The organism is Streptomyces sp. NPDC053513 (assembly GCF_044544765.1).
GTDB classification, from domain to species: Bacteria; Actinomycetota; Actinomycetes; order Streptomycetales; family Streptomycetaceae; genus Streptomyces; species Streptomyces litmocidini.
Genome location: NZ_JBITXP010000007.1, coordinates 50,349 through 69,824, shown reverse-complemented (window position 1 = coordinate 69,824; position 19,476 = coordinate 50,349). Strand labels below are relative to the sequence as shown.

Sequence of the window (19,476 nt, the reverse complement as noted above, 5' to 3'; positions counted from 1 at the left end):
GGAAGGTATGAGTCCACTCATGCTGTCCGTCGTCCTGGCCCTGGCCTCCGCGGTCGCCTACGCGGCCGCGGCGATCGTGCAGGAGCGCGTCGCGTCCGCCGCCGCGGGGCCGCGCTACGCGCCGCTGCGCAGCCCCGCCTGGTGGGGGTCCGTCCTCCTGAACGGCGTCGGCGCGACCCTGCACGTCGCCGCCCTGGCGTACGGGCCGCTCAGCCTGGTCCAGCCGCTGGGCGCCCTGACGATCGTCTTCGCGCTGCCCATGGCGGCCCTGTTCGTCGGCCGCCGGGCCGGGCGGCGGGCCTGGCGCGGCGCGCTGATGGCCACGGCGGGCCTCGCCGGGCTGCTGAGCCTCACCAGCGGCGCCGAGGCCGGGTCACTGGCCGACGGGGAACGGTGGCTGCTCGCGGGCGCCACCTTCGGCGCTGTGGTCGTCCTGTTCACGGCCGCGCACCTGGTGGGCCGGTCCGTGCTGCGCAGTGTCGCGCTCGCCGCGGCGGCGGGCGTCTCCTTCGGCATCGCCTCGGTCCTCACGAAGGCCGTGGCCGAGGAGTGGACGCCCCGGGCCCCGTTCGCCGAGTGGACGGGGCTGCTCGTCCTCTCCGTGTTCGCGGTGACCGGCCTGCTGCTCTCCCAGGCCTCCTACCGGGGCGCGGGGCTCGCCGCCCCGCTGGCCACCGTCACGGTGGTGAACCCGGTGGTCGCGGCGGCGGTGGGCCTGACGCTGTTCGGCGAGAGCTTCCGGTACGGCACGGCGGGCACCGTCGCCGCGCTGGTCTGCGGCACGGTCGCGGCGGCCGGCCTCGTCCAGCTCACGCTGGACCGCATGGCGGTCGTACCGGAGTCACCGTCGTCGGCGTCATCGGCGCCGGAGGCGCCGTCCGCGTCAGAGGGAGACTCCCCGCGCCCTGAGATACGCCAGGGGGTCGATGTCGGAGCCGTACCCGGGACCCGTCCGGATCTCGAAGTGGAGGTGCGGTCCCGAGCTGTTGCCGGTCGACCCTGAACGCGCGATGCGCTGACCGGCGTGCACCCGCTGACCCTCGCGGACGGCGAGGGCGGAGAGGTGGGCGTACTGGCTGTAGCGGCCGTCGTCGTGCCGCAGGACGATCTGGTAGCCGTACGCGCCGCCCCACCCGGCGGAGACGACCCGGCCTCCGGCCACGGCCTTGACGGAGGTGCCGGTGGGCACGGGGAAGTCGACCCCGGTGTGGTGGCCGCTGGCCCACGAGGAACCGGGGACGCCGTACCGGGTGCCGATGTCCGCGGAGACGGGCGCGGAGTAACTGTGTCCGGCCGGCCGGGGAGCGGGCTTGGGCTTGGGGCTCGGCCTGTGGCTCGGTTTGGTGCTCGGCTTCGAGCTGTGCTGGGTGTGCGGCTTGGGACTCGGCTTGGTGTGCGGCTTGACCGCGGGCTTCGGTGCCGGCTTGGCGGAGGGCCGGGCGTCGGGCCCGGCCAGGGGCTTCCCGGGGAGCACGGCCTTGGGAGGTACGGCCTTGGACACGGCTGCTTCGGGAGGTACGGCCTTGGGGGATGTGGCCGTCTTCGGGGGCGCGGCCTTGACCGGTCGGGCGGCTCCGGAAGGCGCGCCGGGCTTCTCCGCCTTCCGGGGAGCGGTGATGCGCAGGGTCAGGCGCTGACCCGGGTGGATGAGGTCGGGGTCGTCGCCGACGACGGACCGGTTGGTCTCGTACAGCCGCTGCCAGCCGCCCTTGACGTGCTCGTCGCGGGCGATCTCCGACAGGGAGTCGCCGGGCGTCACGGTGTACATCTCGCGCACGGTGGGCACGGTGGTCGGGCTCGCGCGGTGCGCCGCCTGCTCGGGTAAGACGCGCTGCCCCGGCAGGGAGGCCGTGCGGACCGCGTTCCCGCCGCCGACCGGCCCGGCCGCCGTGGCGCGCAGGGCGGCGACGTCCGGCGACTCCCCGCCCCGGGCGAGCCCCGCCCGGGGGCCGCAGGACGGCCACGCCCCGGGCCCCTGGCCCTTCAGGACGCGCTCGGCGATCGCGATCTGCTGGTCCTTGGAGGCGAGGTCGGCGCGCGGCGCGTAGTGCGTGCCGCCGTACCGCTCCCAGGTGGACTGGCTGAACTGGAGGCCGCCGAAATAGCCGTTGCCCGTGTTGACGTGCCAGCTGGAGGAGGACTCGCAGGACGCGACCTTCTCCCAGACGTCGAGCGAGGCGGCGTGCGCGGCGCCCGCTCCGATCAGCGGCAGCGCCATGCCGGCGCCTCCCGCCGTGACGGTGAGCGAGGCACGGTTGATCCGGCTCGGCTGGTGGCGGCGGTGACGTCCGCGTACGGCCATGGGCCCCCCTTGAACACAGCAGCAGCCGTCCAAGTTAGGGGTGGCGCACGCTCCGTGACAAGGGTCGCGCGGAAGCTCGAGTCTCTTCTGTCACCTCCGCGTCGACTCCGGCCACCCGCCGGCGGGGCCGGGCTCGGGCCGGGGTTCGGGGTCCGGTACGGGCCCGCCGGGCTGGGGGGCCGGCGGAGGCGCGGGATCCGGCGGGGCGGGCACCGGGTTCGGCGGGGGCACCGGCGGCGGCGAGGGAACCGGGGGCGGGATCGGCGACGGGGGCAGCGGATCGGGGGCGGGGTGGGTCATCACGGACCTCTCGGTCGACGGGTCTCCCTTTCGCGGGGCCTCCCTCACGGGAGCCCCCTCCCCAGGGTGGCCCGGCCGCCGCGCCCGCGCCCGCCGGACCCCGCCCTCCGGGTCACCCGGGCCCCCGACGGAGGGGGCCCGGGCGTCGGGGCGGTCTCAGACCTGGGCGGGCACGGCGTGCGGGGGGCGCACCGTGTCACTGCCGGGAACGGGAGCGGAGGCGTCGCCTCCCAGCTCCACGATGCGGTTGTCACCGTCGACGTGCACGACACGCGGCACGAAGGCCCGCGCCTCCGCGTCCTCCATCTGCGCGTAGCTGATGAGGATCACCAGGTCGCCGGGGTGCACGAGGTGGGCGGCGGCACCGTTGATCCCGATGACACCGGAGCCGCGCTCGCCCTCGATGACATAGGTCTCGAGACGGGCTCCGTTGTCGATGTCGACGATGTGGACCAGCTCACCGGGCAGCAGATCGGCCGCCTCCATCAACTCCACGTCGACGGTGACCGAGCCGACGTAGTGCAGATCGGCCTGGGTCACGGTGGCGCGGTGGATCTTGGACTTGAACAGAGTACGCAGCACTTGGGACTCCTCGAAGACGGCTCCCTGCCTGCTTTGTGCAGGTCAAGGGCGGTCTCGACTGTACACCGGCACGCGCCGAACGATGTTTGTGAGGAACATCGCGCCGGTCAAGCTGGACGGCTTCCCACCTGGGGTTTTCCCTTCGCTCCAGTGCCTGTTGGGACGATCACCCCGGAACGCGCGAGGACTCATGCTGACCGAATGCTGACTTACCTGACGGTTCATCAGGCACAGGAGGCGCCCCTTCTGCACGCAAACGCACGGGGTACGTCCACGTGTCGGTCTGTGGCCACGATTGCCATCCGGGCGCATGAGGCCCGTCTCAAGCGACGCGGGAGCCATGCCTCCGGCTTCCTCCGCCCGACACCGGCATGGCGGCTGGATCTTTCGTTCCACGGATGCCCAGACGATCCCATGACCTTCTCGGTCTTCGCCGGCGGGGAATCACAGGGCGGACCTCAGGCACGGCGGGCCCTGTACCCCAACGCGCTCGGACGCGCGGCCGGTGTCGCCGGGGTGGCAGACGCCTGCTGAAGCGGACCCGCGCCGTATTCGGGCCCGGCCTCGGCGCCGGAGCAGGCCGTGGCAACCGGCCATGCCGCTCACCTCCGAGGCTGTCGCCGGTGCCCCCGGGTCTTCCCCTGCCTCCTGACACGCTGGAAAAGTAGAAGCGGGCGCAGTCACCGGGGCTCCTTCTGTGGGATGCCACTCGTGACGAGAACGGTTCACCTCGCCCTTACCCGGGCCGCCCCGCGACCGGCCGGTGCCTCGACAATCTGATCGTGCCCCAACAGCCGGACGACACCTGGCGGTTTCCCGTCAGGTGTCGTCCAGCGTCTCCCGTCGACTGCCCCCAGCCGCTGACACGGCGGTCGCACGAGTTCCTCGCACGACGTGGAGCCCACGTATTCGACGCTGGTGAAACAGCCGGCTCGGCGCCGAACCACGCCGCCGGCACCGGGTCCAAGATCTTGGCTGCGGTTCCCATGGACCCAGGCATCAGATGCCTGTGGGTCCTGAAGATGACCTCGATGCTCTTGTGGCCCGTTCACTCAGCCGCGTCTTCTCGTCCTGGTCGGCAAGCGCAGGACGCAGGGACGACGGGTTCACAGCGCAGGTGGGCCATGCCGCTGGCCGGTGTACCAGGCGGCGACCTGGGCGCGGTTGCCGAAGCCGAGTTTGGTGAGGATGTGGTCGACGTGGGTCTCGGCGGTGCGCGTCGCGATGACCAGCCTGGCCGCGATCTCCTTGTTGGACAGCCCCTCGGCCACCAGGGCGGCGACCTGGGTCTCCCTCGGTGTCAGCGGCGTGCCCTCGTCGGTCCCCCGCGTCTTCGCCTTCGCCGGTGCACCGTCTCCGAGAGCGAAGTCCACCGCCTGCCGCGGCGAGAACCGGTAGCCGTGCTCGAAAGCGGCCTCGTACCGCGCCTCCCCGAGGACTGCCAGGGCCGCCCTCACGTGTTTCTGGTGGGCGATGTCCATCGGGACGTAGCAATCCGGAGACGCTCCCACCTGATGCCACACCGCGCCCGCCGCGCCGAACAATGTCGCGGCCCGGGCATGCTGCTCCCGCCGGACGCTCACCCAGGCGAGGGTGTCCATGACGAAGGCCGAGCCCAGTCCACCCTGCATACGACCGTGGATGCGCAGGGACTCCTTCGCCGCGGTCTCCGCCCGGTCCAGGTCATGGCCGAGCTCCAGGAAGGCGAGTGCCCACAGGGCCCAGGACCGCCAGTAGATTTCACCGCGGTCCGACGTCAGGGCGAGGCACTCCTCGAGGTGGGCCAGGCCCTTCTCGCGCTCACCGTTCAGGCCGAGGGTGAGCCCCAGCATGGAGAGCGCGAACAGCTCGCCTCGGGGGTGGGCGACCCGGAAGCCGGTCAGTGCGGTGCCGAGCAGCGGGGCCGCCCGGTCCAGGTCGCCGGAGAAGAGCGCGGCCATGCCCTGGACGAGCGCCACGAAGGCGGCCTTGCCCTCGCCTCCGAAGTGCCCGGTCAGCCGGGACGCCTCCTCCAGGAGCGGCCGGGCCGCGTCGGCGGCGCCCTGCAGCAGGGCGTACCACGCGCTCAGGCACAGGGCTGAGAGCCGTTCGCGGCTGGGCTCCGGTGACGCTGTCAGGGCCTGGTCGAGCCAGTAGCGGGCCTCCGCGGTGATCTCCCGGATGCTCCAGTACTCGTCGAGATCGGTGGCGACGCGCAGGGCGACGACGGCCTCGCCGGGTTGCGCGAGACTGAACATCAGCGCGGCGCGCAGGTTGGCATGCTCGATCCACAGTCGGCGGATCCAGGACTCCTGGTCGGGCCCGATCCACTCTGCCTCGAACCGCTCCACCATCTTGGCGTACCAGTCGCGGTGGCGGAGCCGTACAGCGCGGTCGTCACCGGTCTCGACGAGCCGCTCGTGCCCGTACTCGCGGAGGGTCTCCAACATCCGGTACCGGGCGCCGCGACCCTGCTCGTCCCGGATCAGGACGGACTTGTCGACGAGGGAGCGTACGACTTCGGGCACATCCGCCGGCGGTACGCCGTCACCGCCGGCCACGTACTCGGCGGCGGCGAGGTCGAAGCCGCCCGCAAACACCGATACACGGGCCCACACCAGCTGCTCGGGTCGGGAGCACAGCTGATGGCTCCAGTCGACCAGGGCGCGCAGCGTCCGCTGTCGGGCGGGCGAGTCCCGGGGGCCGCCTGTGAGCAGACGGTAGCGCTCGGACAGGCGCTCCTCGATCTGTTCCAGCGAGAGCGCACCCAGCCATACCGCGCTCAGTTCGATCGCCAGGGGAATCCCGTCCAGGCCGCGGCACAGCCGGGCGAGCACCGTCCGGTTCTCGTCGGTCACGTCGAAGGCGGGTCGGACCGCCCGGCCGCGTTCCACGAACAGCCGTACGGAATCGTTGTCGGCGACATCCGCGGAGGTCATGGCTCCGTCGGCGTCGGGTGTCGGTAGCGGAGGCACCGGCAGGACCGTCTCTCCGTACACGTCCAGTGACTGCCGGCTCGTCGCCAGCACCCGCACCCGCGGGCAGCCCCGGATGAGCGTGTCGACGAACAGCGCGCAGGCGTCGATCAGGTGCTCGCAGTTGTCGACGACCAGCAGCGCCTCACGGGCTTCGAAGTGGTCGGCGATCGTGTCGACCGCCGGGCGGCCGGCCTGTTCGAGCAGCCCGAGCCTGTCGGCGACGGTCTTCGCCAGCAACGACGGGTCCGCGAGGTCCGCGAGCTCGACGAGCCACACGCCGTCCGGAAAGCCGTGGCGAGCCGCCTCGGCCACCCGCAGCGCCAGCCGCGTCTTGCCGACCCCGCCCGGACCCGTCAGCGTCAGCACCCGCACGTGCGACAGCAACCGCTTCGCCTCGGCGACCTCCCGCCGCCGCCCGACGAAGCTCGTCATTTCGGCAGGGAACCTGCCCGCCCGAGTCCTCACAGCGGCCATGCCGTTCTCCTCGCTCCCTCGATGATACGTAGTCGGGGTACGTAGTTCTCCGGTTATCCGCACCGCGGGCCCGGCGCAGGGTGGACCCATCGACCGCTCCAGCGGAGTCGACGAGATCCGGGAACACGCCATGTACCTCCTCAGCCCCGAGCACCCGCCTACCGACACCACCACCCCGACCGCCACCGCCCAGGAACACGTGCTGGCGCCTGCCGCGCCGTCGGCGCGGCAGGCCAGGGCGATCGTCCGCCGGGCCCTCGCAGCCCGCGGCCTCGACACGTTCAGTGACGCCGCCGAGCTCCTGGTGAGCGAGCTCGTCACCAACGCGTGCTGCCACGGTTACGGAGCGGTCCGGCTCGTCCTGTGCTTCGGGCCCGAGGAACTGCACTGCGAGGTCCACGACGAAAGCCCTGCGACGCACACCGCGCGCGAGGCCGGCGACGGCGACGAGCACGGACGCGGCATGCTGCTGCTCCAGGCGCTCGCCCACGCGTGGGGTGTTCGCGCGGAGGAGTCGGGCAAGGCGGTCTGGTTCGACCTCGGACCGGAGGCGGCGCTGTGATCGGGCCGCCGATGATGCCGCCCGGCAGCGGACGTCCGGTGATCGGGATGCTGGTCCCCGGTCCGGTGCCGTACCACCACCGTGTGATCCAGGGCGTCGAGCAGGCGCTCGCCGGGGTCGAGGGGCGTCTCATGCTCGCCTTCTCGGACGGTGATCGGCGGTCGCAGGAGGCCGCGGTGCGAGACCTCATCAGGGCGGGTGCGAACGGGCTGATCCTGGCGTCGGCCCTGGCGGGGGCCGTCGATCCGGAGGCCGAAGCCGACCTTCTTCCGCGGATACCGGTTCCGGTCCTGTTGGTCGAGCCCGCCGTTCCGGGGTCCGCGGAGAGGGAAGTCGTGGGCATCGACCACGCTGCGGGCGGCCGCTTGGCCGCCCGGTATCTGCGCGTTCTCGGCCATCGAAGGGTCGGTCTTGTGATCCACTCGGACTCCCCCGCCGCCGCCTCGGTCCGTGCCGGCTTCGAAGCCGTCCTGACCGATCGCCGGTCCGGTCCGGTGGTACGACAGGACGACCCGACCACTCCGTGGGACACCGAACGCGCCGATGCGGCGGTCGCCGCCTTCTCCGCGGCCGGGGTCACAGCGGTGGTCTGCTTCGGTGGCAAGGAGGCGTCGCTCCTGCTGCGCTCCGCCCGGCGAAGGGGCCTCCAGGTGCCCCGGGACCTGGCGGTCGTCTCGTACGACGGTGAGTTCGCCGACCTGGCGGAGGTGCCGCTCACCGATGTCTCTCCGCCCAGGTATCGGCTCGGGCGGGTGGCAGCACGCGTCCTGTTCCGGCGCCTGGGCCACGGCGACGCCGTGGCACGTCGGCAACTCCTCATCCGTCCCAGGCTGACCGTTCGGGACTCCTGCGGAGCCCATACCCTGAGCTGAGTCTTCAGCCGACATCGCGCGCGGGGTTCTTCCGTGCCGTGTACCAGGCGGCGACCTGGGCGCGGTTGCCGAAGCCGAGTTTGGTGAGGATGTGGTCGACGTGGGTCTCCGCGGTGCGCGTCGCGATGACCAGCCTGGCCGCGATCTCCTTGTTGGACAGCCCCTCGGCCACCAGCGCGGCGACCTCGGTCTCCCTCGGCGTCAGCGGCGTGCCCTCGCCGGCCCCCCGCGTCCTCGCCTTCGCCGGTGCACCGTTGCCGAGAGCGAAGTCCACCGCCTGCCGCGGCGAGAACCGATAGCCCTGGGCGAAGACGGCCTCGTACCGCGCCTCCCCCAGAACCCCCCGGATGATGCTGACGCACTGCCGGTGCACGACTTGCGCCGGAATGTAGACGTCCGAGTACGCGCCGATGGCGCGCCAGATCGACGCGGCGGCGCCGAACAGGGTGGCGGCCCGGGCGTACCGCTTCTTCCGGACGCTGATCTGCGCGAGGGTCTCGAGCACGAAGGCCGAGCCGGCTCTGTTGTCCAGGAGGTTGTGGATGCCCAGAGCCTCCTGGCCCGCTCGCTCCGCGCGCTCCGTGTCGTGTTCGGCCTCGATGAACGCGACGGTCCACAGCGCCCAGGAGCGGAAGTAGAGCTCGCCGGCCCGCGCGGTCCTGGTCAGGGACTCCTCGAGCCGGGCGAGCCCTTGTTCGCGATCGCCCGCCAGGGCGAGTGAGATGCCCAGGGTGTTCAGTGCGAAGATCTCGAGCGCGGATTCCTCCGTGGCCCGGAATCCGGCGGTCGCCTCCCGCGCCAGCGGCACGGCGCGCTCATGCGCACCGGTGAACTGGGCCGAAAGGGCCTGCATGAGCACGACATGGGGCCTGCGGACACCACCGAGACGCCTGCTCAGCTCGTCGGCCTCGGCCAGGACCGGCGCCCCCACGTCGAAGTCGCCCCGAAGGATCGCGTACATCGCCTTCAGGCACAGTCCCCAAACGCGTTCACCGGTCGGCTCGGGGCAGGCCGCCAGTGACTGCTCGAGCCAGTAGCGGCCCTCCGCGTTGAGCCCTCGGATGTTCCAGTAGTCGTTGATCATGCCGCCGGCCATCCGCAGTGCACCGATCGACTCGCCCGGTTGGTTCAGGGAGTGGTCGAAGGCCACCCGCAGGTTCGCGTGCTCGTCGTCCAACCGCTGGAGCAAGGCGACCTGATCCGGGCCGAACCATTCCGCGTCGAGCCGCTCGATCACAGTCGCGTACCAGTCGCGGTGGCGGCGCCGCGTCGCGAGGCTCTCTCCGGCCTGCGCCAGCCGCTCGTGTCCATACTCGCGGAGGGTCTCCAGCATGCGGTAACGTCCGCCGCCCTCGTCCCGGATGAGGACCGACTTGTCGACAAGAGATCGGAGGAGTTGGGGGATGTCCTCGGGCGGCACGCCGTCGCCGGCGGCGACGTGCTCTGCGGCGGCGAGGTCGAAGCCTCCCGCGAACACCGAGGTCCGCGCCCAGACCAGCTGCTCGGGCCGGGAGCACAGCTGATGGCTCCAGTCGACCAGTGCCCTCAGCGTCCGCTGCCGCGAAGGCACGTTCCGCGGGCCCGTCGTGAGCAGGCGGTATCGCTCGGACAGGCGTTCCTCGATCTCGGCCGGCGTCAGCGCCCGCAGCCACGCCACGGCCAGTTCGATCGCCAGCGGAATCCCATCGAGGGCGTGGCACAGCCGGGCGAGCACGTCGCGGTTACCCTCGCTCACTTCGAAGGCGGGCTCCACGGCGCGGGCCCGTTCGACGAACAGCCGCACCGCATCGTGCTGGGCCAGAGCGTCGAGAGGGATCCGGCCCTCCGGATCTGGCACGTGCAGCGGAGCAACCGGCAGGACCGTCTCCCCCTGGATACCCAGTGACTGCCGGCTCGTCGCCAGCACGCGCACCTGCGGGCATGCCCTCACGACGGCGGCCACGAAGAGCGCGCAGTGGTCGATCAGGTGCTCGCAGTTGTCGATGACGAGCAGCGCCTCACATGGTTCGAGGCGATCGATGATCACGTCGAGGGAAGGGCGGGCGCCGTGCTCGTGCAGTCCCAGGTGCTCGGCGACGGTCTCCGCCAGCAATGACGGGTCCGCGAGGTCCGCGAGCTCGACGAGCCACACGCCGTCCGGAAAACTGTGGCGAGCGGCCTCGGCCACCCGCAGCGCCAGCCGCGTCTTGCCGACCCCGCCCGGACCCGTCAGCGTCAGCACCCGCACGTGCGACAGCAACCGCTTCGCCTCGGCGACCTCCCGCCGCCGCCCGACGAAGCTCGTCATTTCGGCAGAGAACCTGCCCGCCCGAGTCCTCACAGCGGTCATTCTGCGCTCCGCTCCTGATCATACGTATGAACGGCACCGGCAGTCCGTTTCTCCGTGCCTCCGTCACTCTTCCGGCCGGTGGTCGGGCCCCTGGCCGGCGGGCTGTCCTCCGGTCGCGGCGGTCCGGCCGTGCCGCATGAGCATCTCCATGATCGGCTCCGCTGCCCGTCTTTCCACCAGGACGAACAGCGTCAACAGCGCCAGGCCGCCTGCCAACCAGCCCCAGGCCGTGGGTCGCGACCAGCCCCACGCCGCCCCGTTGGACAGGTACAACAGGACCAGTCCGACACCGGCCGACAGCAGAACCGCCCCGACGACGTCCAGGCGCTGGTGGACGCGCAGTGCGCTCTCCAGCACGAACAGCCACAGCGACACGATCATCACCACGGTGAAGATCAACAACAGCCAGAACGGCGACCTCCACGAAGAGCGCTCCGGCGTCCAGCCGCCGATCAGCGGGGCGACGAAGGCGGTCACGCCCAGGCCGGTCGCCACGAGGCCGATCGCCGTCGGAACGTAGCGCCTGGGCAGGATGTCGCGTAACAGCCCGTACGCCACCGTGGGGGCGCTGACGGCGACGGCCTCCAGGGCTCGCCCGACCAGGAACAAGGTCCAGCTGGACGTCAGGGCGCAGATCAGAGCGCCGGCGATGAACGAGAGGCCACCCGCTAGCAGCATGCGGCGTTTCCCCCACAGGTCGGACATCTTCCCGATCATGGGGGTGCAGGTGCCGCCCACGAGCCCGAAGATGCGCAGAGCGACCCGGCGCCTCTGTCGGCGCCGACACAGTTCGGCCGTGGAACGATCGCTGGTCGCGATCGCCACGCCGCGGAGTGGAGCCGGGCGACTGCGAAGTCCGCCGACCAGGGCCACGGCCACCGATGAACCGTTCAACCGGCCCGGCCCGGTGGAGCAAACCCCGCGTGAGTTCTTGTTGATTCCTGCTTTCCGTGCTCGCCAGCATGGGCGCCCCGGACAGCCGATCAAACGATCAGGTGATCCATCACCACGATCATTCGCTATCAGGATCTTGACTCTGATCTGACGCGGTCGCAAGATGGCCCCCACCGAAGTCGCCGGACACCTGAATCGGCACCGTTCGACGGGACGCCCCTCTCGGGACCGCGGGGCGGTCTTACCACGCCGCCCCCCAACATCCTGGAATCATCAAGGAGTTCCGTCATGGACATACCCACACGGCAGGGCCTGTCCGCCCTCCCCGTCCGCCGCTCCCGTCGCAGGGTGGGTGCCCTTCTCGCCGTGGCGACGGCCCTCGCCGCCATCTTCACCCCGGCCAGCGGGCAACCTGCCGCCGCGCTGTCGCGAACCGTCCCGGGCGACACCGTCGACGTCGATCATTCCTACGCGAAGACGCCGCGGATGATCCTGCGCTCGGAGTCCTGGACGAGGACGACGGCCGCAAGTATGAAGAAGACGGCCGACGACGCCGTCGCCACCGGGCTCGCCGCTCGGGGCTGGAACACCGTCTCGTTCGACGACACCTGGGCCGTGCGGGCCGACTGCACCGACTGGGACGCGGCCGCCACGGTCGTGCCGAACTGTACGAACGGTCGCGACACGACCACCGGCAACCTCATCCCGTCGCCGACGAAGTACCCGGGCGGGCTCAAGGAGGTCGGCGACTACCTCCACAGCAAGGGTCTGTTCTTCGGCGTCTACACCAGCGGCGGCCGGTACATGTGCGACAGCGGTGGGCGCAGCGCCGCCGCACCCGGAAGTTTCGACAACTTCGACAAGGACTTCCGGTTCTTCGCGAGCGTCGGCGCCGATTACATCAAGCTCGACTACTGCGGCGAGCCGAACACGACCAACAAGTGCTGCTTCACCGTCCTCGACACCGATACCGAGATCAACACCGCCATCGAGTCGGCACGTCGGGCGGCCACCGCGGTCAACGCCATCAAGTCCGACGCCGATCCCGGCAAGCGCCGGTCGATGGTGCTGAACATCTCCGCGCCGGCGTACGCCAACTGGGACAACGACACGTACACCACCCCGCTGTTCCAGCGCATGATGACCAGCATCGTGCCCGCCGGACACGCCTACCGCGTCGGCGGCGACGTCGGCGGGACGAGCTGGGCGCTCACCACCACGCTCGTCGACATGGTCGAAGGGCTGCGCCCCTACGGCAAGCAGGGCCATTTCCTCGACCCCGACCGGCTGTACTTCGACGACACCACCCTCACGACCGACAACAAGCTCGGTGGCTACGTGATGTGGGCGATGCAGAACAGTCACATGGTCGCGATGATCCGCAACTCCAACGCCAGCGGCGCCATCTCGTCCGCGCAAGCCGCCCTCATGAACAAGCCCGGCATCATCGAGGTCGGGCAGGACGCGCTGGCCGTGCCGGCGAAGCGGGTCGCCCGGGGCAACGGATACGACGTGTTCGCCAAGCCGCTGAGCAACGGCGACTACGCGGTCGCCATCATGAACCGGTCCGCCACCGCACCGGTCACGGCGACGACGAGCGGGGCGGTGGTCGGCACGTCCGCGAAGACGTTCACGCTGACCTCGATCCTCGGACCCGACATCACCTCCATCGACGCGAACGGCAACTTCAGCGTCACCGTCCCGGCGGGAACAGCGGTCATGTACCGCCTGAAGGCCGGGAGCACCGCGGCGTACGCGGGCTGGAACTTCGGGCCCTACGGCTCGGCCGCCCGCAACGCCACCGCGATCACCGACGGCGACGCGCCGACCGCGGGAACCTGGGACGCCGCCGGCAACACCCTGTCGTCGGACCGGCTGGCCGACAGCTCCCGGCTGCCCGACGGAACGGCCCTCAGCGTCAGGGCCGGGCAGACCGTCACGATCGGCGGCGTGGCCTACACCTGGCCGAACACCACGTCCGGCCAGTTCGACTCCGTCCGCCCCACCGGACAGACGATCGACTACAACTACGCCGGATCCAAGGTGAACTTCCTCGGCGCCTCCGGCATCGGCGAGTCCGGCGGAACGATCCGCCTGAACTACACCGACGGCACGTTCAGCGACTCGACCTGGGGCTTCCCCAGCTGGAGCTGCGCGAGCGCGCCGACCTACCCCGCGACCGTCGCGTTCAAGGTGTTCGGGCGCAATGGCACCAGCGGCCCGGCCGACACCGGCACGGGATACTGCCTCTACACGAGGTCGGTGGCGATCACGTCCGGAAAGACGCTGTCGTCGATCACGCTGCCGAACGCGCCCAACGCGCGTGTCTTCGCCATCAAGGTGAGCTGACCCACCTCCGCGGTACGAGCTCCGTATCCGGGCGGCATTGCCGCCCGGATACGGAGCAGGCGTCTTTCGGCGTACAGGAGAACGCATGACGGACACGGCGCGCTTCCGGCCCCAGACCGCACGCGAGTTGAAGTTCCGGCGTCTGGCCGCCGAGCTGCGGCGGAGGCTCCTCGACGGCACCTGGCCCCAGGGATCGAAACTGCCCACCGAGCATGCGCTGGCCGTCGAGACGGGTCTGTCGGTGACGACCGTCCGGCGCGCCTACGAGGTCCTCGTGGGGCAGCAACTGGTCGAGCGGCGGCAGGGTGCGGGGACCTTCGCCACGATCCGTCCTGGCCCGGTCCGGCCCTCCGGCCGGGCCGTCGGGGTACTGGTGCCCACGGCCACGCTCTACTACCCGCGCGTCCTCCAGGGCATCGAGGAGGCGCTGGCCGTGGCCGGCGCGCGTATGGTGCTCGCCTGCTCCCACTACGACCGGACCGTCGAGCGTGACGCGATCGACCGGCTCGTCCACGACGGTGTGGACGGTCTGCTGCTCGTACCGCTGCTCCACGAGCTCGACGATCCGCTCTCCCGGATGGCCGAACTCCAGGCCCTGCCGGTGCCCGTCGTGCTGATGGAACGGCGGATCGCCGCCGCCGGCCCCCGGGACACCACCGAGCACGTCTGCACGGACCACGAGAGCGGCGCCTATCTCGCCGTCCAGCACCTTCACGACCTGGGACACCGCAGGATCGGACTGGTGCTGCGCACCGACGGGCCGCCCGCCGTGTCGATCACCGCCGGGTACGAGCGTGCAGTCGTGGACCTCTGCCTGAGCGCGGCCGAACGGGTCGGCGCACGCGCGGACGACTGGGACCTCGGCCGGGCCGACGCGGCGGTCGGCGCCCTCGCCGGCGACGGAGTGACCGCGGCCCTGTGCTTCGGTGACCGGGAGGCGTCCCTGCTCCTGGGCGCGGCCCGGCGCGCCGGGCTGCGCGTGCCCGTGGATCTCGCCCTGGTCAGTTACGACAACGAGTTCGCCGACGTCGCGGACGTACCGCTGACGGCCGTTTCCCCGTCGAAGTACCGGCTGGGGCGGCTCGCGGCCGAGATCCTGCTCCAGCGGCTGGCCGACGACGGCGCCGGGCCGGTCCATCAGGTGAAGCTGCGCCCGGAACTGGTGGTCAGGGCCTCATGCGGCGGCATCTCCCCGTGGCTCGCCCACCAGGCTCGTTGATCGCCGAACGCGCCGACCCCGGACCCGCGGTAGCGGGTCCGGGGTCGGGTCGGAGTCGTCGGAGCCATCCGGTGAACGCGGGTTCCTCTCACCGGGACCTCGGGCGGTGGCGGCGAGCGGAGCGAGGCGCGGTCACCTCAGCGGCAGACCGCCGGCGACGGCGAGCTCGACCACGGCTGCCGTCCGGCAGGAGCGCGTACGTGCCGTCGACGGGCCTGCCGTCGGGGCCGGTGCGGCCGCCCACCCGGTGCAGTGGGGGTCCCGGGTGGGCGGCGGTGACGGCGGCGAGGGTGCCTTCGCCGCCGTCGGCCGTCGGGCTGATCGTCAGGTGATCGCCCGGTCTGATGGGGCGCCGGCCGGCGCCCGTGCCGCGTCCGCGGCGGTGACGGTCCCTTTGAGGGAGTCCGGTGCGAAGACGACCCTCACGGCGCTTCCACGTGCGTGAGGTGGCGCTCGATCATCGTCCGGAGGGTCTGCTCGCCGGGGGTGGTCCACGTCGTCTCGTTGAAGATCTCGACCTCGATCCAGCCCGTATAGCCGGCGGCGTTGATCTGGTCGGTCAGGGTGCGGAAGTCGATGTGACCGTCGCCGACGTGGCCGCGGCCGAGCAGGGCGTCTGCGGGCAACGGCAGCGTCCAGTCGCAGACCTGGTAGGACGCGATCCGGTCACCCGCGCCGGCCCGCGCGATCTGGGCGGCCAGGTCGGGGTCCCACCAGACGTGGTAGCTGTCGACGACCACGCCGACCTGTTCGGCAGGGAACAGTTCGGCGAGGTCGAGGGCCTGGCCGAGGGTGGAGACCACGGCGCGGTCGGCGCAGAACATGGGGTGGAGGGGCTCGATCGCCAGGCGCACACCGAAGTCGCCCGCGTGCGGGGCGAGTTCGGCGAGCGTTTCCGCCACGCGTTCCCGGGCGGCGATGAGGTCGCGGCTCCCGTCGGGCAGGCCGCCGACCACCATGACCAGGGTGTCGGTGCCCAGCTCGGCGGCCTCCTCCAGCGCGCGGAAGTTCTCGGCGAGGGCGGTTCGGCGGCCGTCGGGGCCGGGCGCGGTGAGGAAGCCGCCCCGGCACAGGGTGCTGACGGCCAGGCCCGCGTCGCGGACCCGCTTCGCCGCCTCGGTGACGCCGACCTCGGCGACCTTGTCCCGCCACAGGCCGATCGCCGGGATGCCGGCGTCCACGCAGCCCTGGACGGCCTCGGGCAGGCTCCAGCCCTTGGTGGTGATCTGGTTCAGCGAAAGCCGCATCAGCCCTCGACCCCCGCCATGGCGAGGAAGGCGCGCATCCGGTGGACCGCGAGATCCGGGTCGGGCAGGATTCCGGCCGCGTCGGCGAGCCGGAACAGCTCCACGAGGTGGGGGACGGAGCGTCCGCTCTGCGCCCCGGCGACCATGGTGAAGTGGTCCTGATGGCCGGAAAGCCAGGCCAGGAAGACGATGCCGGTCTTGTAGTGGAAGGTCGGCGCGGCGAACAGGTGCCGGGCCAGCGGCAGCGTGGGTTCCATCAGCGCGTCGTACCGGTCGGGGTCGCCGGTGTCCAGGGCGTGCAGGGCGGCGGCAGCCGTGACGGCGATCGGGTCGAAGACGCCGAGCAGGGCGTGGCTGTGGCCGAGTTCGTCGCCGCGGATGAGCTCGGGATAGTTGAAGTCGTCGCCGGTGTAGAGGCGGACTCCTTCGGGCAGGGCCCGGCGCAGGGCGATCTCGCGGTCGGCGTCGAGCAGGGACACCTTGATGCCGTCGATCCGGTCGGCATGGTCCTCGATGAGGGCGAGGACCGTCTCGGAGGCGCGGTCGAGGTCGGCAGAGCCCCAGTAGCCCTTCAGCGCAGGGTCGAACATCTCGCCGAGCCAGTGGAGGATGACGGGTCGCCCCGACTGGCCGATCAGCCGGCCGTACAGGTGCAGGTAGTCGTCCGGGCCGGACGCCCCGGCGGCGAGTGCCCGACTGGCCATCAGGATCGGCTGGGCGCCGGCCTGCTCGACGACCTCCATTTGCTCCTCGTAGGCGGCCAGGATCTCGGCCGGGGAGGCGTCCGTCGAGGGAAGCTGGTCGGTGCCGACACCGCAGGCGAGGCTGCCGCCCACGGCGCGGGCCTCCGCTCCGGAGCGGGTGATCAGCTCTTTGGTCGCGGCCCAGTCGAGGCCCATGCCGCGCTGGGCGGTGTCCATGGCGTCGGCGATGCCCAGGCCCAGCCACCAGAGGTGGTGGCGGAAGGCGAGGGTGGCCTCCCAGTCCACGACGGCGGGTGCGCCGGGGGCGTTGTGTCCGAGAGGGTCGGCGACCACGTGCGCGGCGGCGAACGCGGTGCGGGAGGAGGTCGTGGCCCGGTAGGCGGATGTGGTCCCGGGCGGACCCAGCGGTTCGGGGGTGTGCAGCCGGTGTACGCCTATGCCCGGAAGTTTGATCTGGGGCATCAGATCTCCAGGTCGGGGACATCGAGGCGGCGGCCCTCGCGGGCGGAGCGCAGTCCGAGTTCGGCGAGCTGGACGCCCTTGGCGCCCTCCAGCAGGTCCCACCTGTACGGCGCACCGGTGACGACGTGCCGGAGGAACAGCTCCCACTGCACCTTGAAGCCGTTGTCGAACTCGGCATTGTCCGGCACCTGGTCCCACTGGTCGCGGAACGACTCGGTGACCGGAAGGTCGGGGTTCCAGACCGGCTTGGGAGTCGAAGCCCGGTGCTGGACGCGGCAGTTGCGCAGACCGGCCACGGCGCTTCCCTCGGTTCCGTCGACCTGGAACTCCACCAGTTCGTCGCGGTCCACCCGTACCGCCCAGGAGGAGTTGATCTGTGCGGTGATCCCGCCCTCCAGCTCGAAGACGCCGTACGCAGCGTCGTCGGCGGTCGCGGCGTAGGGCCTGCCCTGCTCGTCCACGCGCTCGGGGATGTGGGTGGCGGTGTGCGCGTACACGGAGCGGACCGGGGCGATGACGTTGTCCAGCACGTACCGCCAGTGCGGGAACATGTCCAGGATCATGCCGCCGCCGTCCTCGGCCCGGTAGTTCCAGGAGGGGCGCTGTGCCTCCTGCCAGTCGCCCTCGAACACCCAGTAGCCGAACTCGCCGCGGACGGAGAGGATCCGGCCGAAGAAGCCGCTGTCCACCAGTCGCTTGAGCTTGAGCAGTCCGGGCAGGAAGAGCTTGTCCTGGACGGCGCCGTTGCACACCCCCGCCTCGCGGGCCAGGCGGGCCAGCTCCAGTGCGGCGTCGAGGGATTCGGCGGTGGGCTTCTCGGTGTAGACGTGCTTGCCGGCGGCGATCGCCTTGCGGATGGCCGGCTCACGGACCCGGGTCAGCTGGGCATCGAAGTAGATCTCCGCCAGCGGGTGGGCGAGCGCCTCGTCCAGCGAGGTGGTCCAGTGCTCCAGGCCGTGGCGCTCGGCGAGCGCCTTCAGCTTGTCGGTGCTGCGGCCGACCAGGATCGGCTCGGGCCAGAGCACTTCGCCGTTGCCGAGGGCGAGGCCACCCTGCTCACGGATGGCCAGGATCGAGCGGACCAGGTGCTGGCGGTAGCCCATCCGGCCGGTCACACCGTTCATCACGATGCCGATCACTTTGCGGGACATGGGTGGGGCACTCCTTGCGGTGAAGCGGGGCGGCGGTCAGGCCGTGCGGTGGATGTCCTGTGCCCGCACCGGGTGGGCGAAGGGCAGTCCGGCGGCGTAGCGGCCGAGTTCGTCGGCCGCGGCGACGGCCATGCGGTGCAGTTCGCCGCCGAGCGAGCCGGCGATGTGCGGCGTGAGCAGGACGTTGGGCAGCTCGTAGAGCGGAGAGTCCGCGGGCAGCACCTCGGGCGTGGTGACGTCGAGTACGGCGTTGAGACGGCCGGAGACCAGTTCGGCGACCAGCGCGTCCTGGTCGATCAGCGAGCCGCGGGAGGTGTTGATGAGCGTGGCCCCGTCGGGCATGCGGGAGAGCAGGCGACCGTCGATCATGTGCCGGGTGGACGGCAGCTGCGGCGCGTGGATGCTGACCACGTCGCTGAGCGCGCACAGCTCGTCGAGTCCCACCGACCGGGCGCCGAGCGCGTCGGCCTCGTCGGGGGCCACGTACGGGTCGTGCAGCAGCAGCTGCAGGTCGAACGGCCGGAGCAGTTCGAGGACGCGACGGCCGATCTGGGAGGCGCCGACGATGCCGACGGTGCGGCGGTGGTTGCCGATGTGACCGTAGGCGGCCTGCCAGTCGTACGAGGCGCGGCGCCTGCGGTACTCGTCGGCCAGCTGCAGTACCTGCTTGTTGGAGAACAGGATGGCGGCGACGGTGTACTCGGCGACCGGCAGTGCGTTGGCCCAGGCCGCGGAGGTGACCTGGATGCCGCGCTCCCAGCAGGCGTCGGTGACGTGGTGCTTGACCGAACCGGCGGCGTGGATGACGGCGCGCAGTCGGGGCGCCGCCGCCAGGACCCGTTCGTCGAGTGGCGGACAGCCCCAGCTGGTGAGGAGGACTTCGGTCTCGGCGAGGGCCGCGAGGGCTTCGGGGGTGGTGAAGTCCTCGAGGACGAGCGCGGGATCGAGGTCGGCGAGTCGGCTCAGCCGGGCCATGGTGTCGGCGTCGAACAGTTGGGGTGCGAGGTGTGGATGCATGGCCAGCAGGGCTCGCGGCCGCCGGCGGTCGGAATCCGGGGCGTCGGACCCGACG

At 71.4% G+C, this 19,476-nt stretch carries 15 protein-coding genes; 5 read left to right on the top strand and 10 right to left on the bottom strand.

Features of this window, described 5'->3' with window-relative positions; translation table 11 throughout:
• Positions 1 to 7: 7 nt before the first annotated feature.
• A complete protein-coding gene (locus ACIGW4_RS14220; protein WP_260174588.1) occupies positions 8 to 1,003 on the top strand; it encodes a DMT family transporter in 996 nt (331 codons plus the stop codon).
• Here ACIGW4_RS14220 and ACIGW4_RS14215 read toward each other — a convergent pair.
• The 3 genes from ACIGW4_RS14215 to ACIGW4_RS14205 all read right to left on the bottom strand — a co-directional run bounded on the left by ACIGW4_RS14215 (position 884) and on the right by ACIGW4_RS14205 (position 6,573).
• Positions 884 to 2,302 (bottom strand): peptidoglycan DD-metalloendopeptidase family protein, encoded by a 1,419-nt coding sequence (locus ACIGW4_RS14215; RefSeq protein WP_398714050.1) that lies wholly within the window; start codon positions 2,300 to 2,302, stop codon positions 884 to 886. The two genes, ACIGW4_RS14220 and ACIGW4_RS14215, sit on opposite strands and share 120 nt — an antisense overlap.
• Before the next feature lie 456 nt (positions 2,303 to 2,758).
• Entirely contained in the window at positions 2,759 to 3,184 is a 426-nt protein-coding gene (panD, locus tag ACIGW4_RS14210; RefSeq protein WP_359588742.1) for an aspartate 1-decarboxylase, read from the bottom strand.
• A 1,106-nt stretch (positions 3,185 to 4,290) separates the two neighbouring features.
• Positions 4,291 to 6,573 carry an ATP-binding protein gene (locus ACIGW4_RS14205; RefSeq protein ID WP_399580499.1) on the bottom strand — a complete coding sequence of 761 codons (2,283 nt, stop codon included), beginning with the start codon at positions 6,571 to 6,573 and terminating at the stop codon, positions 4,291 to 4,293.
• 172 nt (positions 6,574 to 6,745) lie between these two features.
• Here ACIGW4_RS14205 and ACIGW4_RS14200 point away from each other — a divergent pair, with 172 nt between their 5' ends.
• Together ACIGW4_RS14200 and ACIGW4_RS14195 are read left to right on the top strand one after the other, a co-directional pair.
• Positions 6,746 to 7,177, top strand: a complete 432-nt coding sequence (locus ACIGW4_RS14200) for an ATP-binding protein (protein WP_399580498.1) — start codon at positions 6,746 to 6,748, stop codon at positions 7,175 to 7,177.
• Positions 7,174 to 8,049 carry a LacI family DNA-binding transcriptional regulator gene (locus ACIGW4_RS14195; RefSeq protein ID WP_399580495.1) on the top strand — a complete coding sequence of 292 codons (876 nt, stop codon included), beginning with the start codon at positions 7,174 to 7,176 and terminating at the stop codon, positions 8,047 to 8,049. The genes ACIGW4_RS14200 and ACIGW4_RS14195 overlap by 4 nt, the downstream gene beginning before the upstream one ends.
• Positions 8,050 to 8,053: 4 nt before the next feature.
• Here the strand turns inward: ACIGW4_RS14195 and ACIGW4_RS14190 are convergent, their stop codons facing one another.
• Together ACIGW4_RS14190 and ACIGW4_RS14185 are read right to left on the bottom strand one after the other, a co-directional pair.
• Positions 8,054 to 10,336 carry an ATP-binding protein gene (locus ACIGW4_RS14190; RefSeq protein ID WP_399580493.1) on the bottom strand — a complete coding sequence of 761 codons (2,283 nt, stop codon included), beginning with the start codon at positions 10,334 to 10,336 and terminating at the stop codon, positions 8,054 to 8,056.
• A gap of 105 nt (positions 10,337 to 10,441) precedes the next feature.
• A complete protein-coding gene (locus tag ACIGW4_RS14185; protein ID WP_399580490.1) occupies positions 10,442 to 11,203 on the bottom strand; it encodes an MFS transporter in 762 nt (253 codons plus the stop codon).
• A gap of 357 nt (positions 11,204 to 11,560) precedes the next feature.
• On the opposite strand from ACIGW4_RS14185, the gene ACIGW4_RS14180 reads away from it, so the two are divergent.
• Positions 11,561 to 13,621 carry a glycoside hydrolase family 27 protein gene (locus ACIGW4_RS14180; protein ID WP_399580487.1) on the top strand — a complete coding sequence of 687 codons (2,061 nt, stop codon included), beginning with the start codon at positions 11,561 to 11,563 and terminating at the stop codon, positions 13,619 to 13,621.
• Positions 13,622 to 13,706: 85 nt separating this feature from the next.
• Positions 13,707 to 14,840 carry a substrate-binding domain-containing protein gene (locus tag ACIGW4_RS14175; protein ID WP_399580484.1) on the top strand — a complete coding sequence of 378 codons (1,134 nt, stop codon included), beginning with the start codon at positions 13,707 to 13,709 and terminating at the stop codon, positions 14,838 to 14,840.
• Between the two features lie 88 nt (positions 14,841 to 14,928).
• On the opposite strand, the gene ACIGW4_RS14170 is transcribed toward ACIGW4_RS14175, so the two are convergent.
• The 5 genes from ACIGW4_RS14170 to ACIGW4_RS14150 all read right to left on the bottom strand — a co-directional run bounded on the left by ACIGW4_RS14170 (position 14,929) and on the right by ACIGW4_RS14150 (position 19,421).
• Positions 14,929 to 15,186: a glycerate kinase gene (locus ACIGW4_RS14170; protein WP_399580847.1), complete on the bottom strand. Its 258-nt coding sequence runs from the start codon at positions 15,184 to 15,186 to the stop codon at positions 14,929 to 14,931.
• A 76-nt stretch (positions 15,187 to 15,262) separates the two neighbouring features.
• Positions 15,263 to 16,087: a sugar phosphate isomerase/epimerase family protein gene (locus ACIGW4_RS14165; protein ID WP_399580482.1), complete on the bottom strand. Its 825-nt coding sequence runs from the start codon at positions 16,085 to 16,087 to the stop codon at positions 15,263 to 15,265.
• Entirely contained in the window at positions 16,087 to 17,253 is a 1,167-nt protein-coding gene (locus tag ACIGW4_RS14160) for a dihydrodipicolinate synthase family protein (protein ID WP_399580479.1), read from the bottom strand. The genes ACIGW4_RS14165 and ACIGW4_RS14160 overlap by 1 nt, the downstream gene beginning before the upstream one ends.
• The gene (locus ACIGW4_RS14155) at positions 17,253 to 18,404 is read right to left on the bottom strand and encodes a Gfo/Idh/MocA family protein (protein ID WP_399580477.1); all 1,152 of its coding nucleotides are present in this window, start codon (positions 18,402 to 18,404) and stop codon (positions 17,253 to 17,255) included. The genes ACIGW4_RS14160 and ACIGW4_RS14155 overlap by 1 nt, the downstream gene beginning before the upstream one ends.
• Positions 18,405 to 18,440: 36 nt before the next feature.
• On the bottom strand, positions 18,441 to 19,421 hold the full coding sequence (locus ACIGW4_RS14150; RefSeq protein ID WP_399580475.1) for a hydroxyacid dehydrogenase: 981 nt from the start codon (positions 19,419 to 19,421) through the stop codon (positions 18,441 to 18,443).
• Between the last annotated feature and the right edge of the window lie 55 nt (positions 19,422 to 19,476).

What these genes read in the sequence shown, in the direction of transcription:
- ACIGW4_RS14220 (WP_260174588.1), top strand. Translation starts at nt 8, where the DNA reads ATGAGTCCACTCATGCTGTCCGTCGTCCTGGCCCTGGCCTCCGCGGTC.
- ACIGW4_RS14215 (WP_398714050.1), bottom strand. Translation starts at nt 2,302, where the DNA reads ATGGCCGTACGCGGACGTCACCGCCGCCACCAGCCGAGCCGGATCAAC.
- ACIGW4_RS14205 (WP_399580499.1), bottom strand. Translation starts at nt 6,573, where the DNA reads ATGACGAGCTTCGTCGGGCGGCGGCGGGAGGTCGCCGAGGCGAAGCGG.
- ACIGW4_RS14200 (WP_399580498.1), top strand. Translation starts at nt 6,746, where the DNA reads ATGTACCTCCTCAGCCCCGAGCACCCGCCTACCGACACCACCACCCCG.
- ACIGW4_RS14190 (WP_399580493.1), bottom strand. Translation starts at nt 10,336, where the DNA reads ATGACGAGCTTCGTCGGGCGGCGGCGGGAGGTCGCCGAGGCGAAGCGG.
- ACIGW4_RS14180 (WP_399580487.1), top strand. Translation starts at nt 11,561, where the DNA reads ATGGACATACCCACACGGCAGGGCCTGTCCGCCCTCCCCGTCCGCCGC.
- ACIGW4_RS14175 (WP_399580484.1), top strand. Translation starts at nt 13,707, where the DNA reads ATGACGGACACGGCGCGCTTCCGGCCCCAGACCGCACGCGAGTTGAAG.
- ACIGW4_RS14165 (WP_399580482.1), bottom strand. Translation starts at nt 16,087, where the DNA reads ATGCGGCTTTCGCTGAACCAGATCACCACCAAGGGCTGGAGCCTGCCC.
- ACIGW4_RS14160 (WP_399580479.1), bottom strand. Translation starts at nt 17,253, where the DNA reads ATGCCCCAGATCAAACTTCCGGGCATAGGCGTACACCGGCTGCACACC.
- ACIGW4_RS14155 (WP_399580477.1), bottom strand. Translation starts at nt 18,404, where the DNA reads ATGTCCCGCAAAGTGATCGGCATCGTGATGAACGGTGTGACCGGCCGG.
- ACIGW4_RS14150 (WP_399580475.1), bottom strand. Translation starts at nt 19,421, where the DNA reads ATGCATCCACACCTCGCACCCCAACTGTTCGACGCCGACACCATGGCC.